The 23,614-nt window shown below is 63.1% G+C and carries 15 protein-coding genes and 1 pseudogene; 11 read left to right on the top strand and 5 right to left on the bottom strand.

Annotation, left to right across the window (positions count from 1 at the left end):
* Positions 1-28: 28 nt before the first annotated feature.
* Entirely contained in the window at positions 29-2,422 is a 2,394-nt protein-coding gene (locus tag RW095_RS33645) for a penicillin-binding protein 1A (protein ID WP_317020188.1), read from the bottom strand.
* A gap of 254 nt (positions 2,423-2,676) precedes the next feature.
* On the opposite strand from RW095_RS33645, the gene pilM reads away from it, so the two are divergent.
* The 7 genes and pseudogenes from pilM to RW095_RS33610 all read left to right on the top strand — a co-directional run bounded on the left by pilM (position 2,677) and on the right by RW095_RS33610 (position 10,098).
* Positions 2,677-3,669 (top strand): type IV pilus biogenesis protein PilM, encoded by a 993-nt coding sequence (gene pilM / locus RW095_RS33640; RefSeq protein WP_317020187.1) that lies wholly within the window; start codon positions 2,677-2,679, stop codon positions 3,667-3,669.
* A complete protein-coding gene (locus RW095_RS33635; RefSeq protein WP_317020186.1) occupies positions 3,666-4,418 on the top strand; it encodes a fimbrial assembly protein in 753 nt (250 codons plus the stop codon). Before pilM ends, RW095_RS33635 begins: the two co-directional genes overlap by 4 nt.
* Entirely contained in the window at positions 4,415-5,362 is a 948-nt protein-coding gene (locus RW095_RS33630) for a hypothetical protein (protein WP_317020185.1), read from the top strand. The genes RW095_RS33635 and RW095_RS33630 overlap by 4 nt, the downstream gene beginning before the upstream one ends.
* Positions 5,359-7,079: pseudogene (gene pilQ / locus RW095_RS33625) on the top strand (type IV pilus secretin PilQ). Before RW095_RS33630 ends, pilQ begins: the two are co-directional and overlap by 4 nt.
* A 106-nt stretch (positions 7,080-7,185) precedes the next feature.
* The gene (locus tag RW095_RS33620) at positions 7,186-7,737 is read left to right on the top strand and encodes a shikimate kinase (RefSeq protein WP_128595931.1); all 552 of its coding nucleotides are present in this window, start codon (positions 7,186-7,188) and stop codon (positions 7,735-7,737) included.
* Positions 7,737-8,822, top strand: coding sequence for a 3-dehydroquinate synthase (gene aroB / locus RW095_RS33615; protein ID WP_317020184.1), 1,086 nt, complete (start codon positions 7,737-7,739; stop codon positions 8,820-8,822). Before RW095_RS33620 ends, aroB begins: the two co-directional genes overlap by 1 nt.
* A gap of 70 nt (positions 8,823-8,892) precedes the next feature.
* The gene (locus RW095_RS33610) at positions 8,893-10,098 is read left to right on the top strand and encodes a deoxyguanosinetriphosphate triphosphohydrolase (protein WP_317020183.1); all 1,206 of its coding nucleotides are present in this window, start codon (positions 8,893-8,895) and stop codon (positions 10,096-10,098) included.
* A 388-nt stretch (positions 10,099-10,486) separates the two neighbouring features.
* Here the strand turns inward: RW095_RS33610 and RW095_RS33605 are convergent, their stop codons facing one another.
* Both RW095_RS33605 and RW095_RS33600 read right to left on the bottom strand, forming a co-directional pair.
* Positions 10,487-10,867, bottom strand: coding sequence for a DUF883 family protein (locus tag RW095_RS33605; protein WP_020070608.1), 381 nt, complete (start codon positions 10,865-10,867; stop codon positions 10,487-10,489).
* A 354-nt stretch (positions 10,868-11,221) separates the two neighbouring features.
* Positions 11,222-11,947, bottom strand: coding sequence for an OmpW/AlkL family protein (locus RW095_RS33600; RefSeq protein WP_317020182.1), 726 nt, complete (start codon positions 11,945-11,947; stop codon positions 11,222-11,224).
* 187 nt (positions 11,948-12,134) lie between these two features.
* Here RW095_RS33600 and RW095_RS33595 point away from each other — a divergent pair, with 187 nt between their 5' ends.
* The 3 genes from RW095_RS33595 (at position 12,135) to RW095_RS33585 (ending at position 19,443) form a co-directional block, all read left to right on the top strand.
* Positions 12,135-12,842: a transposase gene (locus tag RW095_RS33595; RefSeq protein ID WP_110405672.1), complete on the top strand. Its 708-nt coding sequence runs from the start codon at positions 12,135-12,137 to the stop codon at positions 12,840-12,842.
* A gap of 295 nt (positions 12,843-13,137) precedes the next feature.
* The gene (locus RW095_RS33590) at positions 13,138-17,841 is read left to right on the top strand and encodes a glutamate synthase-related protein (protein ID WP_317020181.1); all 4,704 of its coding nucleotides are present in this window, start codon (positions 13,138-13,140) and stop codon (positions 17,839-17,841) included.
* A gap of 132 nt (positions 17,842-17,973) precedes the next feature.
* The gene (locus RW095_RS33585) at positions 17,974-19,443 is read left to right on the top strand and encodes a glutamate synthase subunit beta (protein WP_317020180.1); all 1,470 of its coding nucleotides are present in this window, start codon (positions 17,974-17,976) and stop codon (positions 19,441-19,443) included.
* 219 nt (positions 19,444-19,662) lie between these two features.
* Here RW095_RS33585 and RW095_RS33580 read toward each other — a convergent pair whose 3' ends face one another.
* Entirely contained in the window at positions 19,663-20,955 is a 1,293-nt protein-coding gene (locus RW095_RS33580; protein ID WP_317020179.1) for a D-amino acid dehydrogenase, read from the bottom strand.
* Positions 20,956-20,997: 42 nt separating this feature from the next.
* Complete coding sequence (locus tag RW095_RS33575) at positions 20,998-22,257, bottom strand: MFS transporter (RefSeq protein WP_317020178.1); 1,260 nt, start codon at positions 22,255-22,257, stop codon at positions 20,998-21,000.
* Between the two features lie 361 nt (positions 22,258-22,618).
* Here RW095_RS33575 and RW095_RS33570 point away from each other — a divergent pair, with 361 nt between their 5' ends.
* Positions 22,619-23,563 (top strand): tyrosine-protein phosphatase, encoded by a 945-nt coding sequence (locus RW095_RS33570; protein ID WP_317020177.1) that lies wholly within the window; start codon positions 22,619-22,621, stop codon positions 23,561-23,563.
* Positions 23,564-23,614 lie beyond the last annotated feature (51 nt).

Here is a 23,614-nt window from a genome sequence, read left to right as displayed (position 1 = left end):
TTTTTTTTGCGGCACGCAGGTCGCTGCGTTAGTGCCCGCGGAACAGATTCATGATGTCTTGCTTCTCCTGCTCGCCGACCTGTCCCGGTGCGGCGGACGCAGCGCTTGATTCGTCGAGTGCCGCCTGACTGATGCCGACCGTCGCAACGAAACCGTGGCCCGGCGTGAACTCGTCGAAATACAGTTCTGAGCCAACTTCGGTCACTCCGTCGGGCATCGGCATCTTGTAATCCGGCACGCCTTTTAGCGCGCGCCCCATGTACTCGATCCAGACCGGCAACGCGAGGCCGCCGCCGGTTTCCTTGTCGCCCAGACTGCGCGGGTTGTCGTAGCCGATCCACGCGATTGCGGTGAGCGTGTGCTGATAACCGGCGAACCACGCGTCTCGCGAATCGTTCGTCGTGCCAGTCTTGCCGCCGAGGTCGGTGCGCTTGAGCGCGTTCGACTTGGCACCCGTGCCTCGCTGCGCGACGCTTTGCAACAGGCTGTTCATCACATAGGCGTTGCGCGGTTCGATCGCGTGCGGCGCGCTTTGCTCGGCGACGAGCGGTTGCGCATGCGCGACCACGACGCCGCGCGGATCGGTGACTTCCGCGATCAGATACGGGTTGATTCGATAGCCGCCGTTCGCGAATACCGAGAATGCACCCGCCATTTGCAGCGGTGTGACGAGACCCGCGCCGAGCGCCATGGGCAGATAAGCCGGATGACGGTCCGCATCGAACCCGAAACGCGTGATGTACTGCTGCGCGTACTTCGTACCAATATGGTTCAGGATGCGAATCGACACCAGGTTCTTCGACTTCTGCAACGCGGTGCGCATGGTCATCGGGCCGTCGAAGCCGCCGCCGTAGTTCTTCGGTTCCCACGCCTGGCCGCCTGTCTCCGCTGCGCTGAAAAATAGCGGCGCGTCGTTGATCACGGTTGCAGGCCCCAGTCCTTTTTCAAGCGACGCCGAATAAATGAACGGCTTGAAGCTCGAGCCCGGCTGACGCCATGCCTGCGTGACGTGGTTGAACTTGTTCTTGTTGAAATCGAAGCCACCGACGAGCGCGCGAATCGCACCGTCTTGCGGCACCACCGAAACAAACGCACCTTCGACTTGTGGCAATTGCGTGATTGCCCACTCACCGTCGTCGTTCTTGACGAGGCGAATGACCGCACCCGGCCGCACGCGCTGGTTCGGCTGCGCGCGCGCGCTCAATGCAAACTGTGCAAAGCGCAGTCCGTCGCCCTGAACCGTCGCCACATTGCCGTCGATGAACGTCGCCTGCACCTGCTTCGGGTTCGCCGCCGTCACGACCGCAGCAATGATTTCGCCGTTGTCTGGATGTTCGAGCAATGCGTCGTCGATGGCCTGCTCGCGGTCGTCCGCGTCGGACGGCAGGTTGATGAACGCTTCCGGGCCGCGATAGCCGTGGCGCCGCTCATAGTCCATCAAGCCTTTGCGCAATGCGCGATAGGCGACGTCCTGATCCGCGGAGTCGATCGTCGTGACCACATTGAGACCGCGCGTGTACGCTTCCTCGCGGTATTGCGCGTACATCATCTGGCGCACCATTTCCGCCACGTACTCGGCGTGGACGCTGAATTCCTTGCCCGCGCCCTTTACGACGAGCGCCTGACGGCTCGCTTCGTCGTACTGCTGCTGGTTGATGTAACGCAATTCGTACATGCGCTGAAGGATGTACTCCTGACGCACCTTCGCGCGCTTCGGATTCACCACCGGGTTATACGCGGACGGCGCTTTCGGCAAGCCAGCCAGCATTGCGGACTCCGCGAGCGTCAGATCCTTCATGTCCTTGCCGAAGTAAACCCGCGCCGCGCTCGCGAAACCGTACGCGCGCTGGCCCAGATAGATCTGATTCATGTAGACCTCGAGAATCTGATCTTTCGTGAGCTTCGACTCGATCTTGTAGGCGAGCAGCATCTCGTAAATCTTGCGCGTATAGGTCTTCTCGCTCGAAAGGAAGAAATTGCGCGCTACCTGCATCGTGATCGTGCTCGCGCCTTGCGTCGCATGGCCATTGGTCAGCGCGACAATGCCGGCGCGCGCGATGCCGGTCAGGTCGACGCCGCCATGGTCGTAAAAGCGCGCGTCTTCGATTGCGAGCACGGCTTTCTTCAGACTGTCGGGCACATCCTGAATGCGGACGATGTCGCGCCGTTCTTCGCCGAACTCGCCGATCAGCACATGGTCGGCGGTATAAATGCGCAGCGGCACTTTCGGCCGGTAGTCGGTGAGTGCGTCGAGCGAAGGCAAGTTGGGCGTGGCGACGACGAGCGCATAGCCGAGCACCAGCAGCACGCACGCAATGCCCGCGACGATCAACCCGAAAAAGCCCAGCAGGAGCTTGAGCCACAACGGGCGTTTGCGCTTCTGCGGCGCGGGCGGCGGAGACGTGGGAGACGTGGATTGCATATAGGCACCAAAAAACAGTCCCGCGATTATAGCCGCCCAGCTTTTCAGCTTTCGGCATGCTTACCGACAGTTCTTTACAAGTCTCTGCACCGCGTGAAATGACGCTTCACTGTAGCTGCTTTGAGGATAGTCGGGGCGGCCGGCCCGTAACGTTAGCCGTTTGGCTGAGTGTCGCTCAGGGGCGTGCTTACGCACAATTCTTCCTCGCTACTCGCGTTCGAATGGTTCGCCGCGTGAGTCTCAGGGAGGGCGGTATGACGTTAAGAAATTCATGGCTGGAAGCCGTGCAGTCAGGGGTGCAGCGTTTCGCTGCCGGTATCGACGTGGGTACGCAGAACCTGCGGCTCGTCGTGGTGAGTCAGCGTGCGCGCGCATGCGCTTCGTTGCAAATCGAATATGCGTGCACAGTGCCGCTTCCCGCCAATGCGATGGCCGGCACCGAGATCGCTGACCGCCAGTCAGTCGCTCGCGCGTTGCGTGACGCATTTGCCGATATGCCTCACTCGTGCGCGACACAGGCGTTGCGATGCGCGATGGCCGTGCCCGCGTCAGCGACGTTGACCGCCACCGTGCCGCTAGCGCGGCTCGCGGCGCAAAGCGGTTGCGCGGAAGACGGCGGGCACGAACTCGCCGAACTCGAGCCGGCGGTAATGAACGAAGTGGAACGCATTGCAGGACTCGAGCGCCATGCGCTGGCCGTCGACTGGTTCGTCGACGACAGGCCGTCGCCCGTTCGCTCCGTGACGATCGCGGCGACCGGGCGTCAGCATCTTGAAGCGCGGATCGAATGCGCGGCCGCCGCCGGCATCTCACTCACGGCGATCGACGGCGAACCGCATGCTGCGCTGCGGGCCATGCGCTATGCCGCGAGTCACGAACTCGATCCGCACGAACCGTATGTCGCGTTATGGATCGGCACGGACGGCGTGCATGCCTGGCGTCTCGTCGACGACACCATCACAGCCGAGATGCGTTACCCCGCGCCGGAGCATTCGGACCTCGCAGACGCGTTGCGCGACCTCGTGCATGGTCCGATGCTCGACTGCGCGCTCGTAAGCGGCGAGGTGGAACTGCTGGAGGGCGTTGGCTTCTCGATTGCGGATATCGCGGACATTCTGGGCTGCACTGTATTGCCGTTCGAGTGCGCGGCGCTGGGCGCAGTTGCACGTGAAGTGAACGATCCGCTTCTGCATGAAGCGGCGGGCGCTGTCGCGTTCGGACTTGCGTTGCGCGGGGTATTCGAATGAGCGCCGCCGTTTTCGATGCAGGGCGCTTTAACGCAGCGGCGCAACTACATGTCGAGCACGACATGCGTAGGCTGCACGCCGTCCGTCCGGTCAAGCCGTGGCTCGGCGGCTTCAACTTGCTGCCTCATCGACAACGCAAGGCGCGGTTTACCCGCCGGCGATGTCTGCTGACATGGGCTATTGCAGCGTTGGCCGGTTTCGCAGCGGTCTTCGCGCTAGCCGGATATCAGGCGATAGAAAAGGTACGGCTCGATGCGCAGCGTGCGTCGATTGAGCAATCGCTTGCGCAACTCGCCGCACCGCTGGCCGAGCATGCAAGTCTGCTACGGGCGCGCGACGAGCAACGCGACGAAGCCGCTCGCGCGAAGCGTTTGTCCGAGCCGCTCACTTATCTGCGCGACCTGCTCGACGCGCTGAGTTTCGAACCCGGCGACGGCGTGTTGTTGCAGCAGCTTCGCCAGCACGAGCGCGAGACGGAACTGGTGGCGACATCGCGAGCGCATATCGATTCGGCGCAGTGGCTTAAGCGTCTCGGTGCGATTCCCGGCGTTACCGGTGCGGAAATGAGCGAGTCGCATAGCTCGTCGCCGCGTGCGAATCCAAATACAAATCCAAGCGCAGGAGCGGCCGCCGCAATCGAGTTCGGCGCACGCCTGCGTTGGGAGGGCGCTGCAAATATGGCGGACAAAGGCGCTAGCGCCGCGGCATCGCAAAAAGCAAAGGCCGATCACATTGGAGGTTCGAAATGAGTACGACTTTTGCCGGGTTCGGCGGCGTACCACAGCCGCGCGTGTCGCTGTCGCATTTAATCAGACGTCTGCGCACGCCGCTTCACACGTGGAGCCCGCGTCGCCGCTGGGCGATTGCTTTGTTGATTGCGCTCGTCGTGTTCAGCCTTGGGGCGCATGGCTGGATCGTGGCCGATTTAGGGCGTGTGGCAGCGAGCCGCGCGGCACTGCAGGCGAGCGCGGAGCATCTGGCCGAGGCACGGCGTGCGCTTGCACAATTGCCGTTGCTGCGCCGTGAAGCCGCGGCGGCAGGCGCGGCCACCACGGCCATGGTCACCGTTTCGCGTGCGCCGAAGCAATGGACTTCGGCCGACGACGTGCGCGTGGTTTCAGAACTCGCCGCGCAAAACGGTGTGGTGTTGCTGGCCGTCGAGCCCGGCGCCGCGAGCGGTACGGGCGCTCGGAGCGAGCGTCCGCTGCGGCTTGCCGCGCGCACCGACTTCATTCACCTGATGTCGTTTATGCGCGGACTGACCGAGCTGCCGGTGCTGATGGTTCCCGTCGACGTCGTCATCAAGCGGGACGGGTCTGCGCTTTCGGTGAGCGCGGCACTGCGCATCTACAGCGGCTTACGCCCGGCGCCTGCCAGCCTGACGATGCAGGAGCTTGCCGACGCGAGCCTTGATTCGGATGACGAAGAAGATGTGGTGTTCTTCGATCCATTCTCGCCCGCGCAGATGCAAGCGACGATCGAGCTGCCCGGACAGACGCAACTTCGTCTTGTCGGATTGCTGCACGATCGCGCACGCGGTCTCGCATTGTTCGATACGCCCGAGGGCGCGACCACTGTCGCGTCCGGGCAGCAGATCGGCGACGAGCGCGTCACGCGCTTCGACATGTTCGGCATTACGCTCGCCAGAGGCGCTGCAACGCGGACGCTTGAGCTCGCGGAGGCTTCGTCATGAGCATAGCGGAGCTGTTGCGCGTCGACGGGCGGGGACCTGTCGGTGCTGCCGCGGTCTTGAGCGTTCGTGCCTGCGTTCGCGTCGGGCTGTCGGTGACGTTGTCTCTTGGCGCGGCGTTAAACACCGGCGAGGCAGAGGCCGCGATTCCATCGCTGCCTCCGTTGCCTGCCTACATGCCGCTCGACGATGCGGTCGCAGCGTCCGACTCGCCATACAATGCGCCGCCGCTGCCTCGCGGTGCAATCGCCGAAACGCAGAACCCGTTTCGCGAGGATTCCGCGGATGCCACCGCCGTCTCGCGCACGCCGACAGAGGCCGGGCAAAGCCGCACAGACGATGCAATGGACGACGCCGACGGCTCGGTGCCTCTTGGACGGCAATCGGCAACCGCCGCCAGGGAGGCGGGCGCGACCGCGTCGGCGCTCGAAGGCCCGCCAGTGCCGTTGCCTCCGCTCGCGCGCCTGAGCGGCGCACCGAAAACTGCCGCCGACGCGTCGCTTGCCGCCGACGACAAGCCGATCTCGCTGAACTTTCAGCGCGCCGAACTCGGCGCCGTGCTGAACGCGTTCGCACAGTTCACCGGTTTGAACATCGTCGCAAGCGAGAGGGTGCGCGGGGCCGTTTCGCTGCGCCTCGACAAGGTGCCGTGGCGCGTCGCGTTCGACACTCTGCTCGATGTCAACGGTCTTGCCATGGAGCGCCACGGCAACGTGGTATGGGTTGCGCCGATCGCGGATCTGGCCGCGCGCGAGCGGCAGCGCTTCGAGGCGCATGCGCGGACCGCCGATCTGGAGCCGCTCGCAAGCCGCACGTTCGAATTGCACTACGCGCGCGCCGAGGACGTGCGGCGCCTGCTGACAGGCTCGGGCAACCAGCGGGTGTTGTCCAAACGCGGCGCGGTGACCGCCGATCCGCGCACCAATATCTCCTCTTCGTAACGGATCTGGAGGGACGCCTCGCGCAGATTGCCGCGCTGCTTGATTCCGTCGACCGGCCTACGCGCCAGGTGCTGATCGAGGCGCGCATCGTCGAAGGTGAGTATGGTTTTTCTCGCAATCTCGGCGTGCGGCTCTCGATGGCCGGTACGAACGCCGACGGCACCACGCGAGGCTTGAGCGGCGGCAAGGACGGTCTCGTCTACGATCTGTCGGCACGTCCGATTGCGGGTTTCGACGCGGCGACGGCCGGGTTGACGCTGTTCGCGGCTGGCGCGACGCGGCTCCTGAACGTCGAGTTGAGTGCGTTGGAAGCCGAGGGTCGCGGGCAAATCGTCTCCAGTCCGCGCGTCGTCACCGCCGACCGGATGAAGGCTGTGGTCGAACAAGGCACCGAGTTGCCTTATCAGGCGAAGGTCGGGCAGGGAGTGTCAGGTGTGCAGTTTCGCCGCGCCACGCTGAAGCTCGAAGTCGAGCCGCAGATCATGCCGGACGGCCGCGTGGTGCTGGACCTGGATGTTGCCAAGGACAGCGTCGGCGAACAGACCGACGCCGGGCCTGCGATCAACACGAAGCACGTGCAGACGCGCGTCGAGGTGGAAGACGGTGGTACGGTGTCGATTGGTGGAATCTACGCGACCGACGGCCGGGACGATGTGACTCGGGTGCCGGTCCTGGGCAAAATACCGATTCTAGGCGCGCTGTTCCGACATCGGGCTCATCGCGACCAGCGCAGCGAACTGGCCGTTTTCATCACGCCGCGCGTCGTTCAGACGAATTAGGGGCACGCTGCCGCCGCTGGAACGCGGCGGCGCGCAGGCTCGACAAGGCAGCCGCTTTGCCAGTAAGCTGCGGCACGAACCATACCGGATTAGCCAGAGGACACCGTTGCAAGCGCGGGACGCACACGCCAATGTATTTTTTGTAGGGCTCATGGGGGCGGGAAAAACCACCGTGGGCCGGGCCATTGCGCGCCGTCTCGATCGCCCGTTCTTCGATTCGGATCACGAAATCGAAGCGCGCACGGGCGCGCGCATCCCTGTGATCTTCGAGCTGGAGGGCGAAGCGGGCTTTCGCGAGCGTGAGGCGAGCGTCATTTCGGAGCTCACCGGGCGCGACGAAATCGTGCTGGCGACCGGCGGCGGCGCGGTACTGCGGCCGGAAAACCGGCAGGCGCTGCAAAGCCGGGGCGTGGTGATCTATTTGCGCGCCAATCCGCACGATCTGTGGTTGCGAACCCGGCGCGACAAAAATCGCCCGCTTTTGCAGACCGAAGACCCCAAAGCGCGCCTCGAAGCGCTTTACGAAGTACGCGACCCGCTCTACCGCGAATGCGCACATTTCGTGATCGAAACCGGCCGGCCTTCGGTCAACGGACTCGTCAATATGGTTCTGATGCAGCTCGAGATGGCCGGCGTCGCCAAACATCCTGCGTCATAATGGGCCGTATGATTACCGTCAATGTCGAACTGGGCGAACGCGCCTACCCCATCCATATCGGTGCCGATCTGATCGGTCAGACCGCATTGTTCGCGCCGCACATCGCCGGCAACTCGGTCACCGTCGTCACGAATACCACGGTCGACCCGCTTTACGGCGACACGCTGCGCGCCTCGCTCGCGCCGCTCGGCAAGCAGGTGTCCACTGTCGTATTGCCGGACGGCGAGGCCCACAAGAACCTCGAAACGCTGAACCTCATCTTCGACGCGCTGCTCGGCTCGCGCGCCGACCGCAAGACCACGCTGATTGCGTTGGGCGGCGGCGTGATCGGCGACATGACGGGTTTCGCGGCTGCCTGCTACATGCGCGGCGTGCCGTTCATTCAGGTGCCGACCACGCTGCTCTCGCAGGTGGATTCGTCGGTGGGCGGCAAGACCGGCATCAATCATCCGCTTGGCAAGAACATGATCGGCGCGTTTTATCAGCCGCAGGCCGTGATCGCCGACATCGGCGCGTTGCGCACGCTGCCCCCGCGCGAACTGGCGGCGGGCGTGGCCGAGGTCATCAAGACGGGCGCTATCGCGGACGCCGGTTTTTTCCGCTGGATCGAGGCCAATGTCGAGGCTTTGAATCGCTGCGAGCCAGAAGCGCTCGCCGAAGCGGTCAAGCGCTCGTGCGAGATCAAGGCGTCAGTGGTCGCGCAGGACGAGCGCGAAGGCGGACTGCGCGCCATTCTCAATTTCGGCCATACGTTTGGCCACGCGATCGAAGCCGGACTCGGCTACGGCGAGTGGCTGCATGGCGAGGCGGTCGGCTGCGGAATGGTGATGGCAGCGGACCTGTCGGTGCGCCTCGGGTATCTGGACGAAGCGTCGCGCAAGCGGCTCGTCGACGTCATCGTCGCCGCGCATTTGCCGACCCGCGCGCCGGCGCTCGGCGAATCGCGCTATGTCGAACTGATGCAGGTCGACAAGAAAGCGGAAGCCGGCGCGATCAAATTCATTCTGCTGAAGCGTTTCGGTGAGACGCTCATCACCCAGGCGCCCGACGCCGAGGTGCACGCCACGCTGGCCGCCGCCGTCTGACAAGGCCGGCTTTAGCAGCGAGGCGCCGCGCACGGCGTCGACCGGCGCCGCCCATGTTTCGGAGAACCCGGTGACAGACAGGCGCAGCGACGATGTAAAGCAGGAACCCGCGGCACAGGCCGCAGCGCTCGGCGTCCCGACGCAGGAAGCGCTCGAAGCGCACCTCGCGCCGTATGCCGCGCATTCGGCGCACTCGCGCGGGCGCCGCTATCCGGAAGCACCGCCGAGCGCGCGCACCGAATTCCAGCGCGACCGCGACCGCATCGTTCATTCGACGGCGTTCCGCCGGCTCGAATACAAGACTCAGGTATTCGTGAATCACGAGGGCGACCTGTTTCGCACGCGTCTCACACACAGTCTCGAGGTCGCGCAGATTGCGCGTTCCGTGGCGCGCAACCTGCGGGTCAATGAAGACCTCGTCGAAGCCATTTCGCTTGCGCACGATCTCGGGCACACGCCTTTCGGGCATGCGGGCCAGGATGCGCTGAACGAATGCATGCGCGAGCACGGCGGCTTCGAGCACAATCTGCAAAGCCTCGCGGTGGTTGACGATCTCGAGGAGCACTACGGCGCGTACAACGGCCTGAATCTGTGTTTCGAAACGCGCGAGGGCATTCTCAAGCATTGCTCGCGCGAGAATGCACGGCGGCTGGGTGCTCTGGGAGAGCGTTTTCTCGAAGGACGTCAGCCGTCCATCGAAGCGCAGATCGCGAACGTGGCCGACGAGATTGCGTATAACAATCACGACGTCGATGACGGCTTGCGCTCCGGCTTACTCACCGTCGAGCAACTCGCCGAAGTCGAGCTCTGGCAAACACACTATGAAGCCGCGCGGTGCGACTTTCCGCGGATCGAGGGCCGCCGGCTGATCCACGAGACGGTGCGGCGCATCATCAACACGCTGATCGTCGATCTGATCGAGACCACGAAACTGAATCTGGTCCGTCACGCGCCGGATTCGCTCGATGCCGTGCGCGCCGCACCGGCGCTCGTCGCGCATAGCGAAGCAGTCGCGGCTCAGGCTGCGGCGCTCAAGCGTTTTCTGTTCAAGAACCTGTACCGCCATTACCGCGTGATGCGCATGGCCAACAAGGCGCGCCGCGTGGTTGTCGGTCTGTTCGACGCGTTCACCGAAGATCCGCGGCTGCTGCCGCCAAGTTACCAGTCCACCGACGCCGTGCAGCAACCACGGCTTATCGCGCATTACATCGCGGGCATGACGGATAGGTACGCGCTGAAGGAGTATCAGCGTCTGTTCGTGATCGACGATAACTGAGTGAACACGGGCCGTGGCAAGCTGGGGCCACGGGCAAGGAGCGTGGCCGGGCGAGCCCGGCACACGAGGCCCGGCGCACGAGGCACGGCGCACGAGGCACGGCGCACGAGGCACGGCGCACGAGGCACGGCGCACGAGGCACGGCACACGAGGCACGGCACACGAGGCACGGCACACGAGGCACGGCACACGAGGCACGGCACACGAGGCACGGCACACGAGGCACGGCAACCGGCTGGGGTAATGATCCCGACACGCACGCCAGTCAGCGCGTGCGCACTGGGCTGCGCAGCGTCAACACAACCAGACGGCAACGCCATGCAGCCCCGCCGCGCGCTTGAGCCAGCGCTCTTCTCCGCGCAAGCTCAAGCGCGATTCAGCGCAACGTTCAGCGCATGCGCGAGGCGAACAACGCCCCTGCGATCAACGCGACGCCGCCAACGATCGCGAGTGTCTGCCACGGATTTTCGTGCACATAGTCGTCCGCGTCGGAGAGCGCTACGTTCGCGCGTTCGCGTACGGCCTCCCGCGTGTCGTTCATGCGGGCGCGCGCATTGTCGAGCTGCTTGCGCAGTTTGCCGCGCAGCGCTACTGCATCGGCCTGGGTTCCTTCGGCGAGGGTGGATTCCAACTCGGACATTAGCGTGCGCAGTTCGCCTGCAATGTCTTCGGCCGCATCGCGGCTGTGGCGGGCAATACGCCGCGCGCGGCGGCTCGTGCTGGTCCAGGATTCGCCGAGGGCATCTCGCGTATTCGGAAGTGCTGTCATGGTCGCTCCGTCGATGAGGGTAAAAAAGGCCCACGTTCACGGTTACGCTTAAACCACATCGCAACGCAGGAAACACCAGCAGGACGCAACTTCGGTGCCAAACCCAAATGCCCGGCAGACGGAGCCGTCAAGCCAGATTAGTCAGCAGATATTGCACGAAGCACAACGCCTGCGGGTCAGTTTTACAAAGACGCCGACACTGCTGCGCACTGCATCGGTAAAGGCGGCGCGGTGCCTTCCTGCGCGCACAAAATAAAAAACGCCGCCATTGGATGAATGACGGCGTTGTTCAAGCCCGGCGAATTCGACTACCCTAAACCCACAGCACTGTTCCATCACGCGTGAGAAGCCGTGTTAGAAGCGGTAACCGATATTGACGTAGGTAACGATCGGGTTCAGCTTGATCTTGGTTTGCGATTGCACGTTGAGCGTACCGACCGGCGTCTGCGCCTGGGTGTTCAGTTTGGCCGTCGTGCTGAGCGGCAGGTACGACACGGACACGCCCGCGAACCAGTGTTGATTGAACGCGTAAGTGAAACCCGCATTAAACACCGGCTCCCACGAACTATCCGTAGTCACGCTGGTCGGACCATGCAGGACGTTCGACTGGAATGCTCCGTTGGTGATCTTCTCGTCGGTGAACCAGATACGGCTCACGCCGATACCGAGATACGGACGGAATGTGGCAGTGGGAGCGTTGAAGTAGTACTTGAACAGCAGAGTTGGGCTCCACTGTTTCGCCTGACCCAGCTTGCCGAATTGTTCCAGGCTGCCGGTGCCGTTCAGGTCGAACGTAGGCGGGTAGCCAATCACGAATTCGGCCGCGATGTGATCGGTGACGAAGTAGCCCGCGGTCACACCGATTGTGTCGGCTGAACCAAGTGAGGCTCCGGTATTGGCTTCTGTGATGTCGGTCGGGCTGCCGCCGATGCTTGTCACTCGCAGGGGCTGACTACTCGATTGAGGCGCAAGATGGAACCAGCCTGTTGAGACGAAAAAGCTACCGGCCGATTGCGCATGCGCTGCTGTTGTCATGCTGGCTAGCACTGCGATCCCCGTTACGGCCTGTTTTAATTTCATATGTGCTCCTCCAAAAAAGGCCCGCTCATTATGACCACAACGTTTGAAACTAACCATACGCGCCGGTTAGAGTTTTCTCCCTAAGCCGGGCGCGCTTCCTGGCCTGGCCGCGCCGCGTCGAACCTCCGGCGCATGCGGCTCCTCAGACCTTCGGGTATGTACCAACGCGACTATCGGATACTTCAGCATGGCACGGCTTGCACGTCTTTATGTTCCTGACCAGCCGCAGCACGTCATCCTCCGCGGACTCGATCAGCAGCCTGCGTTCGTCGACGACCAGGACTACGAGTTGTTCATCGACTGTATGAAAGCGGCTTCGCGCGATCATCACTTATCGATCCACGCTTACGCGTTGATGCCGGGCGCGGTCCAACTGCTCGTCACTCCAACGGAGGAGTCGAGCCTGCCGAAAGCGATGCAGGCAGTCGGGCGTCGCTATGTAGCGCACTTCAACCGCCGTTACGCGCGGCGCGGCACGTTGTGGGAAGGGCGCTATCGCGCCACGGTGATCGAGGGCGAGCGGTATTTTCTGCTGGCGAGCCGCGTCGTCGAAATGTGTCCGGTGCGCATGCAGATCGCGAGCGCGCCAGAAGACTACCGCTGGTCGAGCTACCGTCATCACATCGGTCTCACGCTCGACAGCCTGATCACCGACCATCCGCTCTACTGGTCACTTGGCAATACGCCGTTCGAGCGGCAGCGCGCGTACCGTGAACTGTGCGAGCAGCCGCTCGACGAACGCGAGGCAAGCCAGCTTCAGCAGGCCACGCTAAAAGGCTGGGTGCTCGGCAGCGACACATACCGTGAATGGGCGGCCCGCGCGGCGAACCGGCGCGTATCGCCGCTGCCCCGTGGTCGGCCTCGCAAGGTCCGGGAGACTCCGCAGGCGCAATAAGCTAGTTGAATCAATAGTTTGTCTTTTAAACGGCATCCCGACATGCCGTTTTATTTTGCCCTTCTTTGATGTGGAACCAATAAAAAATGGTCGCAATGCACCAAATTGATAATTGGGGATCGACCATAACGTTTTATTTGCTATTCCGTTGATTCGTCGCGTATATTCCGAATTCCGGCGTTTTTGATATGCGTACTTCGCAGCGTCAAAAAGCGTCTCGGCCGTCGCGGGTGTGCACGTGCGGCAATAGAAAAACGGTTTAACGGCCTGTCGGCCCCTCACAGACGGTGTCCCCATGAACGATCACCAGCAACCGGCTCATCCGGTTCCCGCCGCGCAAGGGTTGTACGACCCGCAAAACGAACATGACGCCTGCGGCGTCGGCTTCGTTGCCCACATCAAGGGCAAGAAGAGCCACGAGATCATCGAGCAGGGCCTGAAGATTCTCGAAAACCTCGATCACCGGGGCGCCGTCGGCGCAGATCCGTTGATGGGCGACGGTGCCGGCATCCTGATCCAGATTCCGGACGGTTTCTATCGCGAGGAAATGGCAAAGCAGGGCGTGACGTTGCCGCCGTCCGGCGAATACGGCGTCGGCATGGTGTTTCTGCCGAAGGAACACGCGTCGCGTCTCGCCTGCGAACAGGAACTGGAGCGCACGGTGAAGGCCGAAGGCCAGGTGGTGCTCGGCTGGCGTGACGTGCCGGTCGACCACACCATGCCGATTTCGCCGACTGTCAAGGCGAGCGAGCCGCTGATCCGCCAGATCTTCATCGGCCGCGGCAAGGACATCATGGTGACCGACGCGCTGGAGCGCAAGCTGTACGTGATCCGCAAGACCGCGAGCCACCGCATCCAGGCGCTCAAGCTCAAGCACGGCAAGGAATACTTCGTGCCGTCATGCTCGGCGCGCACCGTCGTCTATAAGGGCCTGCTGCTGGCAGGTCAGGTCGGCGTCTACTACCGCGACCTGCAGGACGAGCGCACCGTGTCGGCGCTCGCGCTCGTGCACCAGCGCTTCTCGACCAACACGTTCCCGGCTTGGGAACTCGCTCACCCGTACCGGATGATCGCCCACAACGGCGAAATCAACACGGTGAAGGGCAACGTCAACTGGCTGAACGCGCGTACCGGCGCAATCGCGTCGCACGTACTCGGCGACGACCTGCCGAAGCTGTGGCCGCTGATCTATCCGGGCCAGTCGGACACCGCCTCGTTCGACAACTGTCTCGAACTGCTGGTGATGGCCGGCTACCCGCTCGTCCACGCAATGATGATGATGATCCCGGAAGCCTGGGAGCAGCACACGCTGATGGACGACAACCGCCGCGCGTTCTACGAATATCACGCCGCGATGATGGAGCCGTGGGACGGCCCCGCCGCTATCGCGTTCACCGACGGCCGCCAGATCGGCGCGACGCTCGACCGTAACGGTCTGCGTCCGGCGCGCTACATCGTCACCGACGACGACCTCGTCATCATGGCGTCCGAAGCGGGCACGCTGCCTATTCCCGAGTCGAAGATCGTCAAGAAGTGGCGTCTGCAGCCGGGCAAGATGTTCCTGATCGACATGGAACACGGCCGCATCATCGACGACAAGGAACTGAAGGACAACCTCGCGAACGCCAAGCCGTACAAGAGCTGGATCGACGCCGTGCGCATCAAGCTCGACGAAATCGAGCCGAAGGCCGAAGACGTCGCGACGGAGCGCCGCGAAGCCGCTGCTTTGCTGGATCGCCAGCAGGCGTTCGGCTACACGCAGGAAGACCTCAAGTTCCTGATGGCGCCGATGGCGCAAGCCGGCGAAGAAGCGGTCGGCTCCATGGGCAACGACTCGCCGCTCGCGGTCATGTCCAACAAGAACAAGACGCTCTATCACTACTTCAAGCAGCTGTTCGCGCAGGTCACGAACCCGCCGATCGACCCGATCCGTGAAAACATGGTGATGTCGCTCGTGTCGTTCGTCGGTCCCAAGCCGAACCTGCTCGACACGAACAACATCAACCCGCCGATGCGTCTGGAAGTGTCGCAGCCGGTGCTCGATTTCAAGGACATCGCGAAGATCCGCGCGATCGATCAGTACACCGGCGGCAAGTTCAGCTCGTACGAACTGAACATCTGCTATCCGGTCGCGTGGGGCAAGGAAGGCATCGAGGCGCGTCTCGCGTCGCTGTGCGCGGAGGCCGTCGACGCCGTCAAGTCCGGCTACAACATGCTGATCGTGTCCGACCGCAAGACCGACCGCGACAACGTCGCGATCCCGGCGCTGCTCGCCACCGCCGCGATTCACACGCACCTCGTGCAGCAAGGACTGCGCACGAGCACGGGTCTCGTCGTGGAAACCGGCTCGGCGCGCGAAACGCATCACTTCGCGCTGCTCGCGGGCTACGGCGCGGAAGCCGTGCACCCGTACCTGGCAATGGAAACGCTCGGCCAGCTCGCAGCCGGCCTGAAGGGCGACCTGTCGCCGGAGAAGGCGGTCTACAACTTCACGAAGGCAGTCGGCAAGGGCCTGCAGAAGGTCATGTCGAAGATGGGCATTTCGACCTACATGTCGTACACCGGCGCGCAGATTTTCGAAGCCGTCGGCCTCGCTGAAGATCTCGTGCAGAAGTACTTCAAGGGCACCTCGTCGAAGGTCGGCGGCATTGGTCTCTTCGACGTCGCCGAAGAAGCGATTCGTCTGCATCGCGACGCGTTCGGTGACAACCCGATTCTCGCGAACATGCTCGACGCGGGCGGCGAGTACGCCTACCGCGTGCGCGGCGAAGAACACATGTGGACGCCGGATGCGATCGCCAAGCTGCAACACTCGGCGCGCAGCAACTCGTATCAGACGTACAAGGAATACGCGCATCTGATCAACGACCAGACGAAACGTCACATGACGTTCCGCGGCCTGTTCGAATTCAAGCTCGACCCGACCAGGGCAATTCCGCTCGACGAGGTGGAACCGGCAAAGGAAATCGTCAAGCGTTTTGCCACCGGTGCAATGTCGCTCGGCTCGATCAGCACGGAAGCGCACGCCACGCTGGCGGTCGCGATGAACCGCATCGGCGGCAAGTCGAACACCGGTGAAGGCGGCGAGGACGAGAACCGCTATCGCAACGAACTGCGCGGCATCCCGATCAAGAACGGCGACACGATGAAGTCCGTGATCGGCGACGAAGTGATCGTCGACATCCCGTTGAAGGATGGCGATTCTCTGCGCTCGAAGATCAAGCAGGTGGCGTCGGGCCGTTTCGGCGTGACGGCGGAATACCTCGCCTCGGCGGATCAGATCCAGATCAAGATGGCGCAGGGCGCGAAGCCGGGTGAAGGCGGCCAGTTGCCGGGCCACAAGGTATCCGAGTACATCGGCAAGCTGCGTTACTCGGTGCCGGGTGTCGGTCTCATTTCGCCGCCGCCGCACCACGACATTTACTCGATCGAAGATCTGGCGCAGCTCATTCACGACCTGAAAAACGCGAATCCGGCGGCTAGCGTGTCGGTGAAGCTGGTGTCGGAATCGGGTGTCGGCACGGTTGCAGCGGGCGTCGCCAAGGCGAAGGCCGACCACGTCGTGATTGCAGGCCACGACGGCGGCACCGGCGCGTCGCCGCTGTCGTCGCTCAAGCATGCCGGCACGCCGTGGGAACTCGGTCTCGCCGAAACGCAGCAGACGCTGGTTCTCAACCAGTTGCGCGGGCGTATCCGCGTGCAGGCCGACGGTCAGATGAAGACCGGCCGCGACGTCGTGATCGGCGCGCTGCTCGGCGCTGACGAGTTCGGCTTTGCGACGGCGCCGCTCGTCGTCGAAGGCTGCATCATGATGCGCAAGTGCCATCTGAACACCTGCCCGGTCGGCGTCGCGACGCAAGATCCGGTGCTGCGGGCCAAGTTCAATGGCCAGCCGGAACACGTCGTGAACTTCTTCTTCTTTGTTGCCGAAGAAGTGCGCGAAATCATGGCGCAACTGGGCATCCGCAAGTTCGACGACCTGATCGGTCACGCCGAACTGCTCGATACGAAGAAGGGCATCGAGCACTGGAAGGCGAAGGGTCTCGACTTTTCGCGTGTGTTCTATCTGCCGCAAGTGCCGGCTGAAGTCGCGCGCAAGCATGTGGAAGAGCAGGACCACGGTCTGGACCGCGCGCTCGACCACACGCTGATCGAAAAAGCGAAGGCGGCCATCGAGAAGGGCGAGCACGTCTCGTTCATCCAGCCGGTGCGCAACGTCAATCGTACGGTCGGCGCGATGCTGTCCGGCACGATCGCGAAGAAGTACGGCCATGACGGCTTGCCCGACGACACCATTCACATCCAGTTGAAGGGCACCGCGGGTCAGAGCTTCGGCGCGTTCCTCGCGAAGGGCATCACGCTGGATCTGGTCGGCGACGGCAACGACTACGTCGGCAAGGGCTTGTCGGGCGGGCGCATCATCATCCGTCCCACGAACGATTTCCGCGGCAAGTCGGAAGAGAACATCATCTGCGGCAACACGGTGATGTACGGCGCGATCGAAGGCGAAGCATTCTTCCGCGGCGTTGCCGGCGAGCGTTTCTGCGTGCGTAACTCGGGTGCGACGGCGGTTGTCGAGGGCACGGGCGACCACGGCTGCGAATACATGACGGGCGGCACGGTCATCGTGCTCGGCGAAACCGGCCGTAACTTCGCGGCCGGCATGTCGGGCGGCATCGCCTACGTGTACGACCCGGACAACACGTTCGCGGGCAAGTGCAACAAGTCGATGGTTGCGCTCGATCCGGTTCTGCAGCAGGCCGAACAGGAGCGCACGGTCGACAAGAGCCTGTGGCACGCCGGCACGACCGACGAAGCGCTGCTCAAGGGTCTCGTCGAACGTCACTTCCAGTTCACGGGCTCGCCGCGTGCAAAAGCGCTGCTCGAAAACTGGGACGCGTCGCGCCGTCAATTCGTGAAGGTGTTCCCGACCGAATACAAGCGCGCGCTGGGCGAAATGGCAGCGAAGAAGGCGAATAACGAAGTTCTCGCCGCCTGAGCGCAGACCGCTCGCCGACTGCTCTCGCACAGTAGACGTCACCTTTAGCCGTACCTGCCGCGCGCGACCGTTCAACGGCGCGCTGCGGCGGGTTCAGATCACCCCCTAGATACAGATAGAGAAGAGAACCACATGGGCAAGGCAACCGGTTTTCTCGAGTTCGAGCGCCGCCACGAGGCGTACGAAGCTCCGCTCACGCGTGTGAAGCACTACAAGGAGTTCGTCGCGGCACTCACCGACGACGAAGCGAAGATTCAAGGCGCACGTTGCATGGACTGCGGCATTCCGTTCTGCAACAACGGCTGCCCGGTGAACAACATCATTCCGGACTTCAACGACCTGGTGTTCCAACAGGACTGGAAGACGGCGATCGAGGTCTTGCACTCCACGAACAACTTCCCGGAGTTCACGGGCCGCATCTGCCCGGCGCCGTGCGAAGCGGCATGCACGCTCGGCATCAACGACGACCCGGTCGGCATCAAGTCGATCGAACACGCGATCATCGACAAGGCATGGGCCGAAGGCTGGGTCGCGCCGCAGCCGCCGAAGCACAAGACCGGCAAGAAGGTTGCCGTGGTCGGCTCCGGTCCTGCCGGTCTGGCGGTCGCTCAGCAACTCGCGCGCGCCGGTCACGATGTGACGGTGTTCGAGAAGAATGACCGCGTTGGCGGCCTGCTGCGTTACGGCATTCCCGACTTCAAGCTGGAGAAGTGGCTGATCGATCGCCGCATGCGCCAGATGGAAGCCGAAGGCGTGACGTTCCGCGCCAACGTGTTCGTCGGTAAGGCGGATTCGCTGCCGGCCTACATCGCCAACACCGCGAAGGAAACCATCACGCCGGACCGGTCGAAGGAAGACTTCGACGCGGTCGTGGTTGCGGGCGGTTCGGAAACGCCGCGCGATCTGCCGGTGCCGGGCCGTGAGCTGGAAGGCATCCATTACGCGATGGAATTCCTGCCGCAACAGAACAAGGTCAATGCCGGCGACAAAGTTCCGAACCAGTTGCTCGCCAAGGGCAAGCACGTCGTGGTGATCGGCGGCGGCGATACCGGTTCGGACTGCGTGGGCACGTCGAACCGTCACGGCGCTAAGAGCGTCACGCAGTTCGAACTGCTGCCGCAACCGCCGGAAGAAGAGAACAAGCCGCTCGTGTGGCCGTACTGGCCGATCAAGCTGCGCACGTCATCGTCGCATGAAGAAGGCTGCTCGCGCGATTGGGCTGTCGCCACCAAGCGCCTCGAAGGCAAGAACGGCAAGGTCGAGAAGTTGATCGCGGCGCGCGTCGAATGGAAGGACGGCAAGATGGTCGAAGTGCCGGGCTCCGAGTTCGAAATGAAGGCCGACCTCGTGCTGCTCGCCATGGGCTTCACGCAGCCGGCGTCGCCGGTGCTGGAAGCCTTCGGCGTCGACAAGGATGCGCGCGGCAACGTGCGGGCCACCACCGAAGGCGACAAGGCGTACTACACCTCGGTGGACAAGGTTTTCACTGCCGGCGATATGCGCCGCGGCCAGTCGCTCGTGGTGTGGGCGATTCGCGAAGGCCGTCAGTGCGCGCGTTCGGTCGACGCTTTCCTGATGGGCCATTCGGACCTGCCGCGCTAAGCGTCGCTGCCGGTTTGCCGCAACTGCTGTTCGTGATGCGCAAGCCGGTTAATGTTTGCAGGAAGAGGTGGAGACGACGACGTGCCCCGTTGAGTGGTGCATGAAGCTGTGCATCAAGCGGCACGTCAAGCGGTACATCAAGGCGGTAAAGCAGAGCCGGGCGCCCGAAAGGGCGACCCGGCTTTTTAACGTGCGTCTTGCGAGATCCGGCCTGCGACATCACTTGCCGTAACGTGCCAACGTCAGCCCGTCGAGATCGATTTGCGGCTTGCGCTGCGTGATCAGATCGGCAACGACACGTGCGGAGCCCATGGACATCGCCCAGCCTGTCGAGCCGTGGCCTAGATTGAGCCACAAATTGTCGATGCCCGAAGGTCCGAGCAATGGCGCGCCGTCGGGCGTCATTGGGCGGCGACCCACCCAGAAGTGCGCTGATGTCGGCGCGGCGGCGTGGGGGAACCAGTCATCCAGCACTTTCATCAGCGTTTGTAGCGCCTGCTCGCGCAGTGTGGTCTGCCGGTTGCCCAGCTCCGCGGTGCCGGCCACCCGCAGGTTGTTGCCGAAGCGCGTGATCGCTGTCTTTAGCGACTCGTCCATGAGCGCGGCCCGCGGGGCTTTCTCATGATCGATGACGGGCAGCGTCGCCGAATATCCCTTCACCGGATAGAGCGGCACCTTCACGCCGAGCGGTGCAAGCAGCGCCGCACTGTCGACACCCAGCGCCACCACGACGCTGTCGGCCTGCACGATCTCAGCGGCGCCGGTTGCGCCGCGCGGTTCTCCACCGGCTTCACTTTGCACACGCACACCGCGCACCGCACCGCCTTGCACGTCGAGCGATGTCACGCGTGTATCGAAGCGAAAGTGCACGCCGTGGCGCTCGCAGATAGCCCGCAACTCGCGCGTGAAGCGGGCGCAGTCGCCGGCTTCGTCGTCGGGAAGATGAATGCCCGACACGGGAGTCGCGCGGGCCCAGCGCAAGCCCGGCTCGATATCGACGCATTGCGCGGCGCTCACTTCCCGATACGCGATGCCCGCGTCGCGCAGCACAGCGAGCGCCGGCTGCGCGAGTTCGACGTCGTACTCGCTGCGAAAGAGTTGCAGATAGCCCTGGCTGCGCCCGTAGTCGAACGGATGACGGCTGCGGAATTCGTGCAGGCAGTCCCGGCTGTAATAGGCGATCCGCTGCATCCGCTGCTTGTTGACGCGAAAGCGTTCAAGGTCGCATTCGCGCAACCAGCGCGCGATCCAGCGCCATTGAGCCGGGTCGAAGGTCGGACGGAAGATCAGCGGCGACGCCGGCTTGAACAGATACTTGAGGATCTTGGCCGGCATGCCAGGCGCGGCCCACGGCGTCACGTAGCCGGGCGCGATCACGCCCGCGTTGCCGAAACTCGTGGCGAGCGCGACGTCCGGCTCCCGCTCGATCACCGTGACCTCGCAGCCTTGCTGGCGCAGGTAGAAAGCGGTGGCGACGCCGATCACGCCGCCTCCCAGAACAATCGTTTTCATATGCGTAGACGGGAAAGGTCAGCGGCAATGTCAGCGGCGCGCTCAGGCGGCAGGACTGGCCGTACCAAGCACCTTGCCCTTCGTTTCGGGCAGGCACAACGCGGCGACGATCACCAGCAGATAACCCGCGCCGGCGACGATGCCCATTGCCTTCACCAGAGACATGCCCTGCGAAAGCGTGCCGACGAGAATCGGAAAGAACGAGCCGAAGCCGCGCCCAAGGTTGTAGCAGAAGCCTTGCCCGGAGCCGCGAATCGCATTGGGATATAGCTCCGACAAATAGGCGCCCACACCCGCGAAAATCCCTTGCACGACTATGCCGAGCGGAAATCCGAGCGCAAGCATCATGCCGTCGGTGATCGGCAACATCGTGTAGACCATGCCGAGCACGAACGAGCCGATTGCGAACAGAATGAAGGACGCGCGCCGTCCAATCTTGTCGCACAAGATCGCGCCGACGATATAACCGGTAAACGAGCCGACGATCAGCACGATCAGATAGCCGCTCGTGTTGAACACGGACAAATGACGCACGGTCTTCAGATAGGTGGGCAGCCACGTGGTGATCGCGTAATAACCGCCGAGCATGCCGGTGCACAATACGCTGCCAAGCAGTGTGGTGCGCAAGTGCGGCCCCGAGAAAATCTGCAGGAAATGCGCAGTCTCAAAGCCGCTCTCACGCGCACGGCGCGTCTGCAGATAGATGTCGGGATCGCTGACGTTGCGACGAATGTAGATGATCCAGGCCGCGGGCAGCAGACCGATCCAGAAGCACGCGCGCCACGCATACTGTTCCGGCAGCAACGCGAAAAACGCCCAGTAGACGATGGCCGCCGCCGCCCAGCCGAACGACCAGCTGCTTTGCACGGTGCCCACGGCTTTCGCGCGATGCTGCGGCGAGCGGATCGTCTCTGCCATCATGATCGTCACGACCGACCATTCACCGCCGAAGCCGATTCCTTGCAGCGTGCGCGTGGCAAGCAGCTGCCAGAACGAATGCGTGAAGCCCGACAGAAACGTGAATAGCGCGAAGGTGGCAATCGTCCATTGAAGCACGCGGATGCGGCCGTACCGATCGGCCAGAATCCCGGCAAGCCAGCCGCCGAGCGCCGACGAGATCAGCGAACTCGTGGCGATCATGCCCGCTTCGCTTTTGGTCATGCCCCACGTCGCGATCAGCGTCGGAATGAGGAACGAGTAGATCATGAAATCGAACGCGTCGACCGCATAGCCGCCGAATCCGGCGTACAGGGTGCGGCGTTCCCGCTGCGTCAGTTCGGTGAACCATTGGAGAGAGGGCATGTTTGTTGTGTTCTCCAGGTTTTTTTGTGTGCCGGCGGCTCGTGGGAGGTCGTTCTATTCTACGGGGACGAGGCAAGATGCGGCCAGTTGTGGTCAAAATTGGCAGCAAGTATGGCAGCGAACATGGCGGCAAGCGGTAAGCAGCAGATAACAGACGAGATGCGTAAGAAACGGATCGGGCGATGGCATCCCGGACGGCATCCCGGCCAATGCATGCAGGACGGCGCAAGCTCGCGAAAGCCGTTGCTTACGAACTAATACGCCGTAACCAAAAGAATAATGAACACCGTTACACTGCGCGCGCAGCGCATCGGCTGCACATTGTTTGCTCACACTTGCGCCTGCTACATCTAATCGCCTAATGTCCGCCACCGCGAAAATCTGCCCGGAACCTCGCCGCCACTTTGCGCGCGCGGCCGCGCCCGCGCGCCAACTTGCCGCGTGCGGGTCGCGCCGGACGTTTCTGAAGCGTTCCGCAAGCGTGCTGCTGGTGTCCGGCATCAGCGGTTCGCTGCTCTCCGCGTGCGGCGGCGGCAACCTCGACAACAAGCAGGGCGAAACGCCGCGATTGGCCTCGGTCGACAATTTCCGTGATGTCGCGGGCGCAGCCGCAGGCTATCCGACCGTCGACGGGAAAACGATGCGCCGGGGCGTGTTCTTTCGCGCCAACGTGCTCGCGCTCAGCGTGGCTGACCAGACGGAGATCGAAAGACTCGGCATTGCCAGCGTCTTCGATTTGCGCACGCCAGGCGAGATCGGGCGGACGGCAGATAACTTGCCTCGTGCCACGGTATCGCAAACGTTGAACGTACTTGGCGTGCGGGACTTCATCACGCCCGCTTTCAATTCTGCGGGCGGGGCGGCGGCGTTCATGGAGTCCGAGGCTCGCGCCTATGTAACCGGCGGCGCGCAGCGGGCGAACTATGGCGCGCTGCTGCGCCAGCTGGCGGATGGCGCGGGCGCGCAGCTCTTCCATTCGAACGCCGGTAAGGACCGCGGGGGGTGGGTTGCCGCGTTGCTGCAGAGCATTGCTAACGTGCCGCTCGACGTCATCATGCAGGACTACCTGTTGAGCAACGTCTATCGCGCACAGGCGATCAGGTCGCAGAAAGAAACTTTGCGTGCGCAGGACGGCGATGCGCTCGCCGCGATCCAGGAGCCCTTGCTCGGCGTTCAGGATAGCTTTCTGCAGGCGGGCTTCGATCAGGTGCAGGCAAGCTACGGCACGATGACGCGCTATCTGACCGAAGGCCTTGGCGTGTCGGAGTCGGCTATCGAGAGTTTGCGCAGCCGGCTTGTCGTCTGACGGCGCAGGGAAAGGTCCTTCGTCAGAGCCGGCGAAAATCGCGCATAAAAC

It is taken from the genome of Paraburkholderia kirstenboschensis (assembly GCF_032806925.1).
GTDB classification, from domain to species: domain Bacteria; phylum Pseudomonadota; class Gammaproteobacteria; order Burkholderiales; family Burkholderiaceae; genus Paraburkholderia; species Paraburkholderia kirstenboschensis.
Note: the sequence above shows the minus strand (reverse complement) of the source record. Positions and strands in the feature narration are given on the sequence as shown.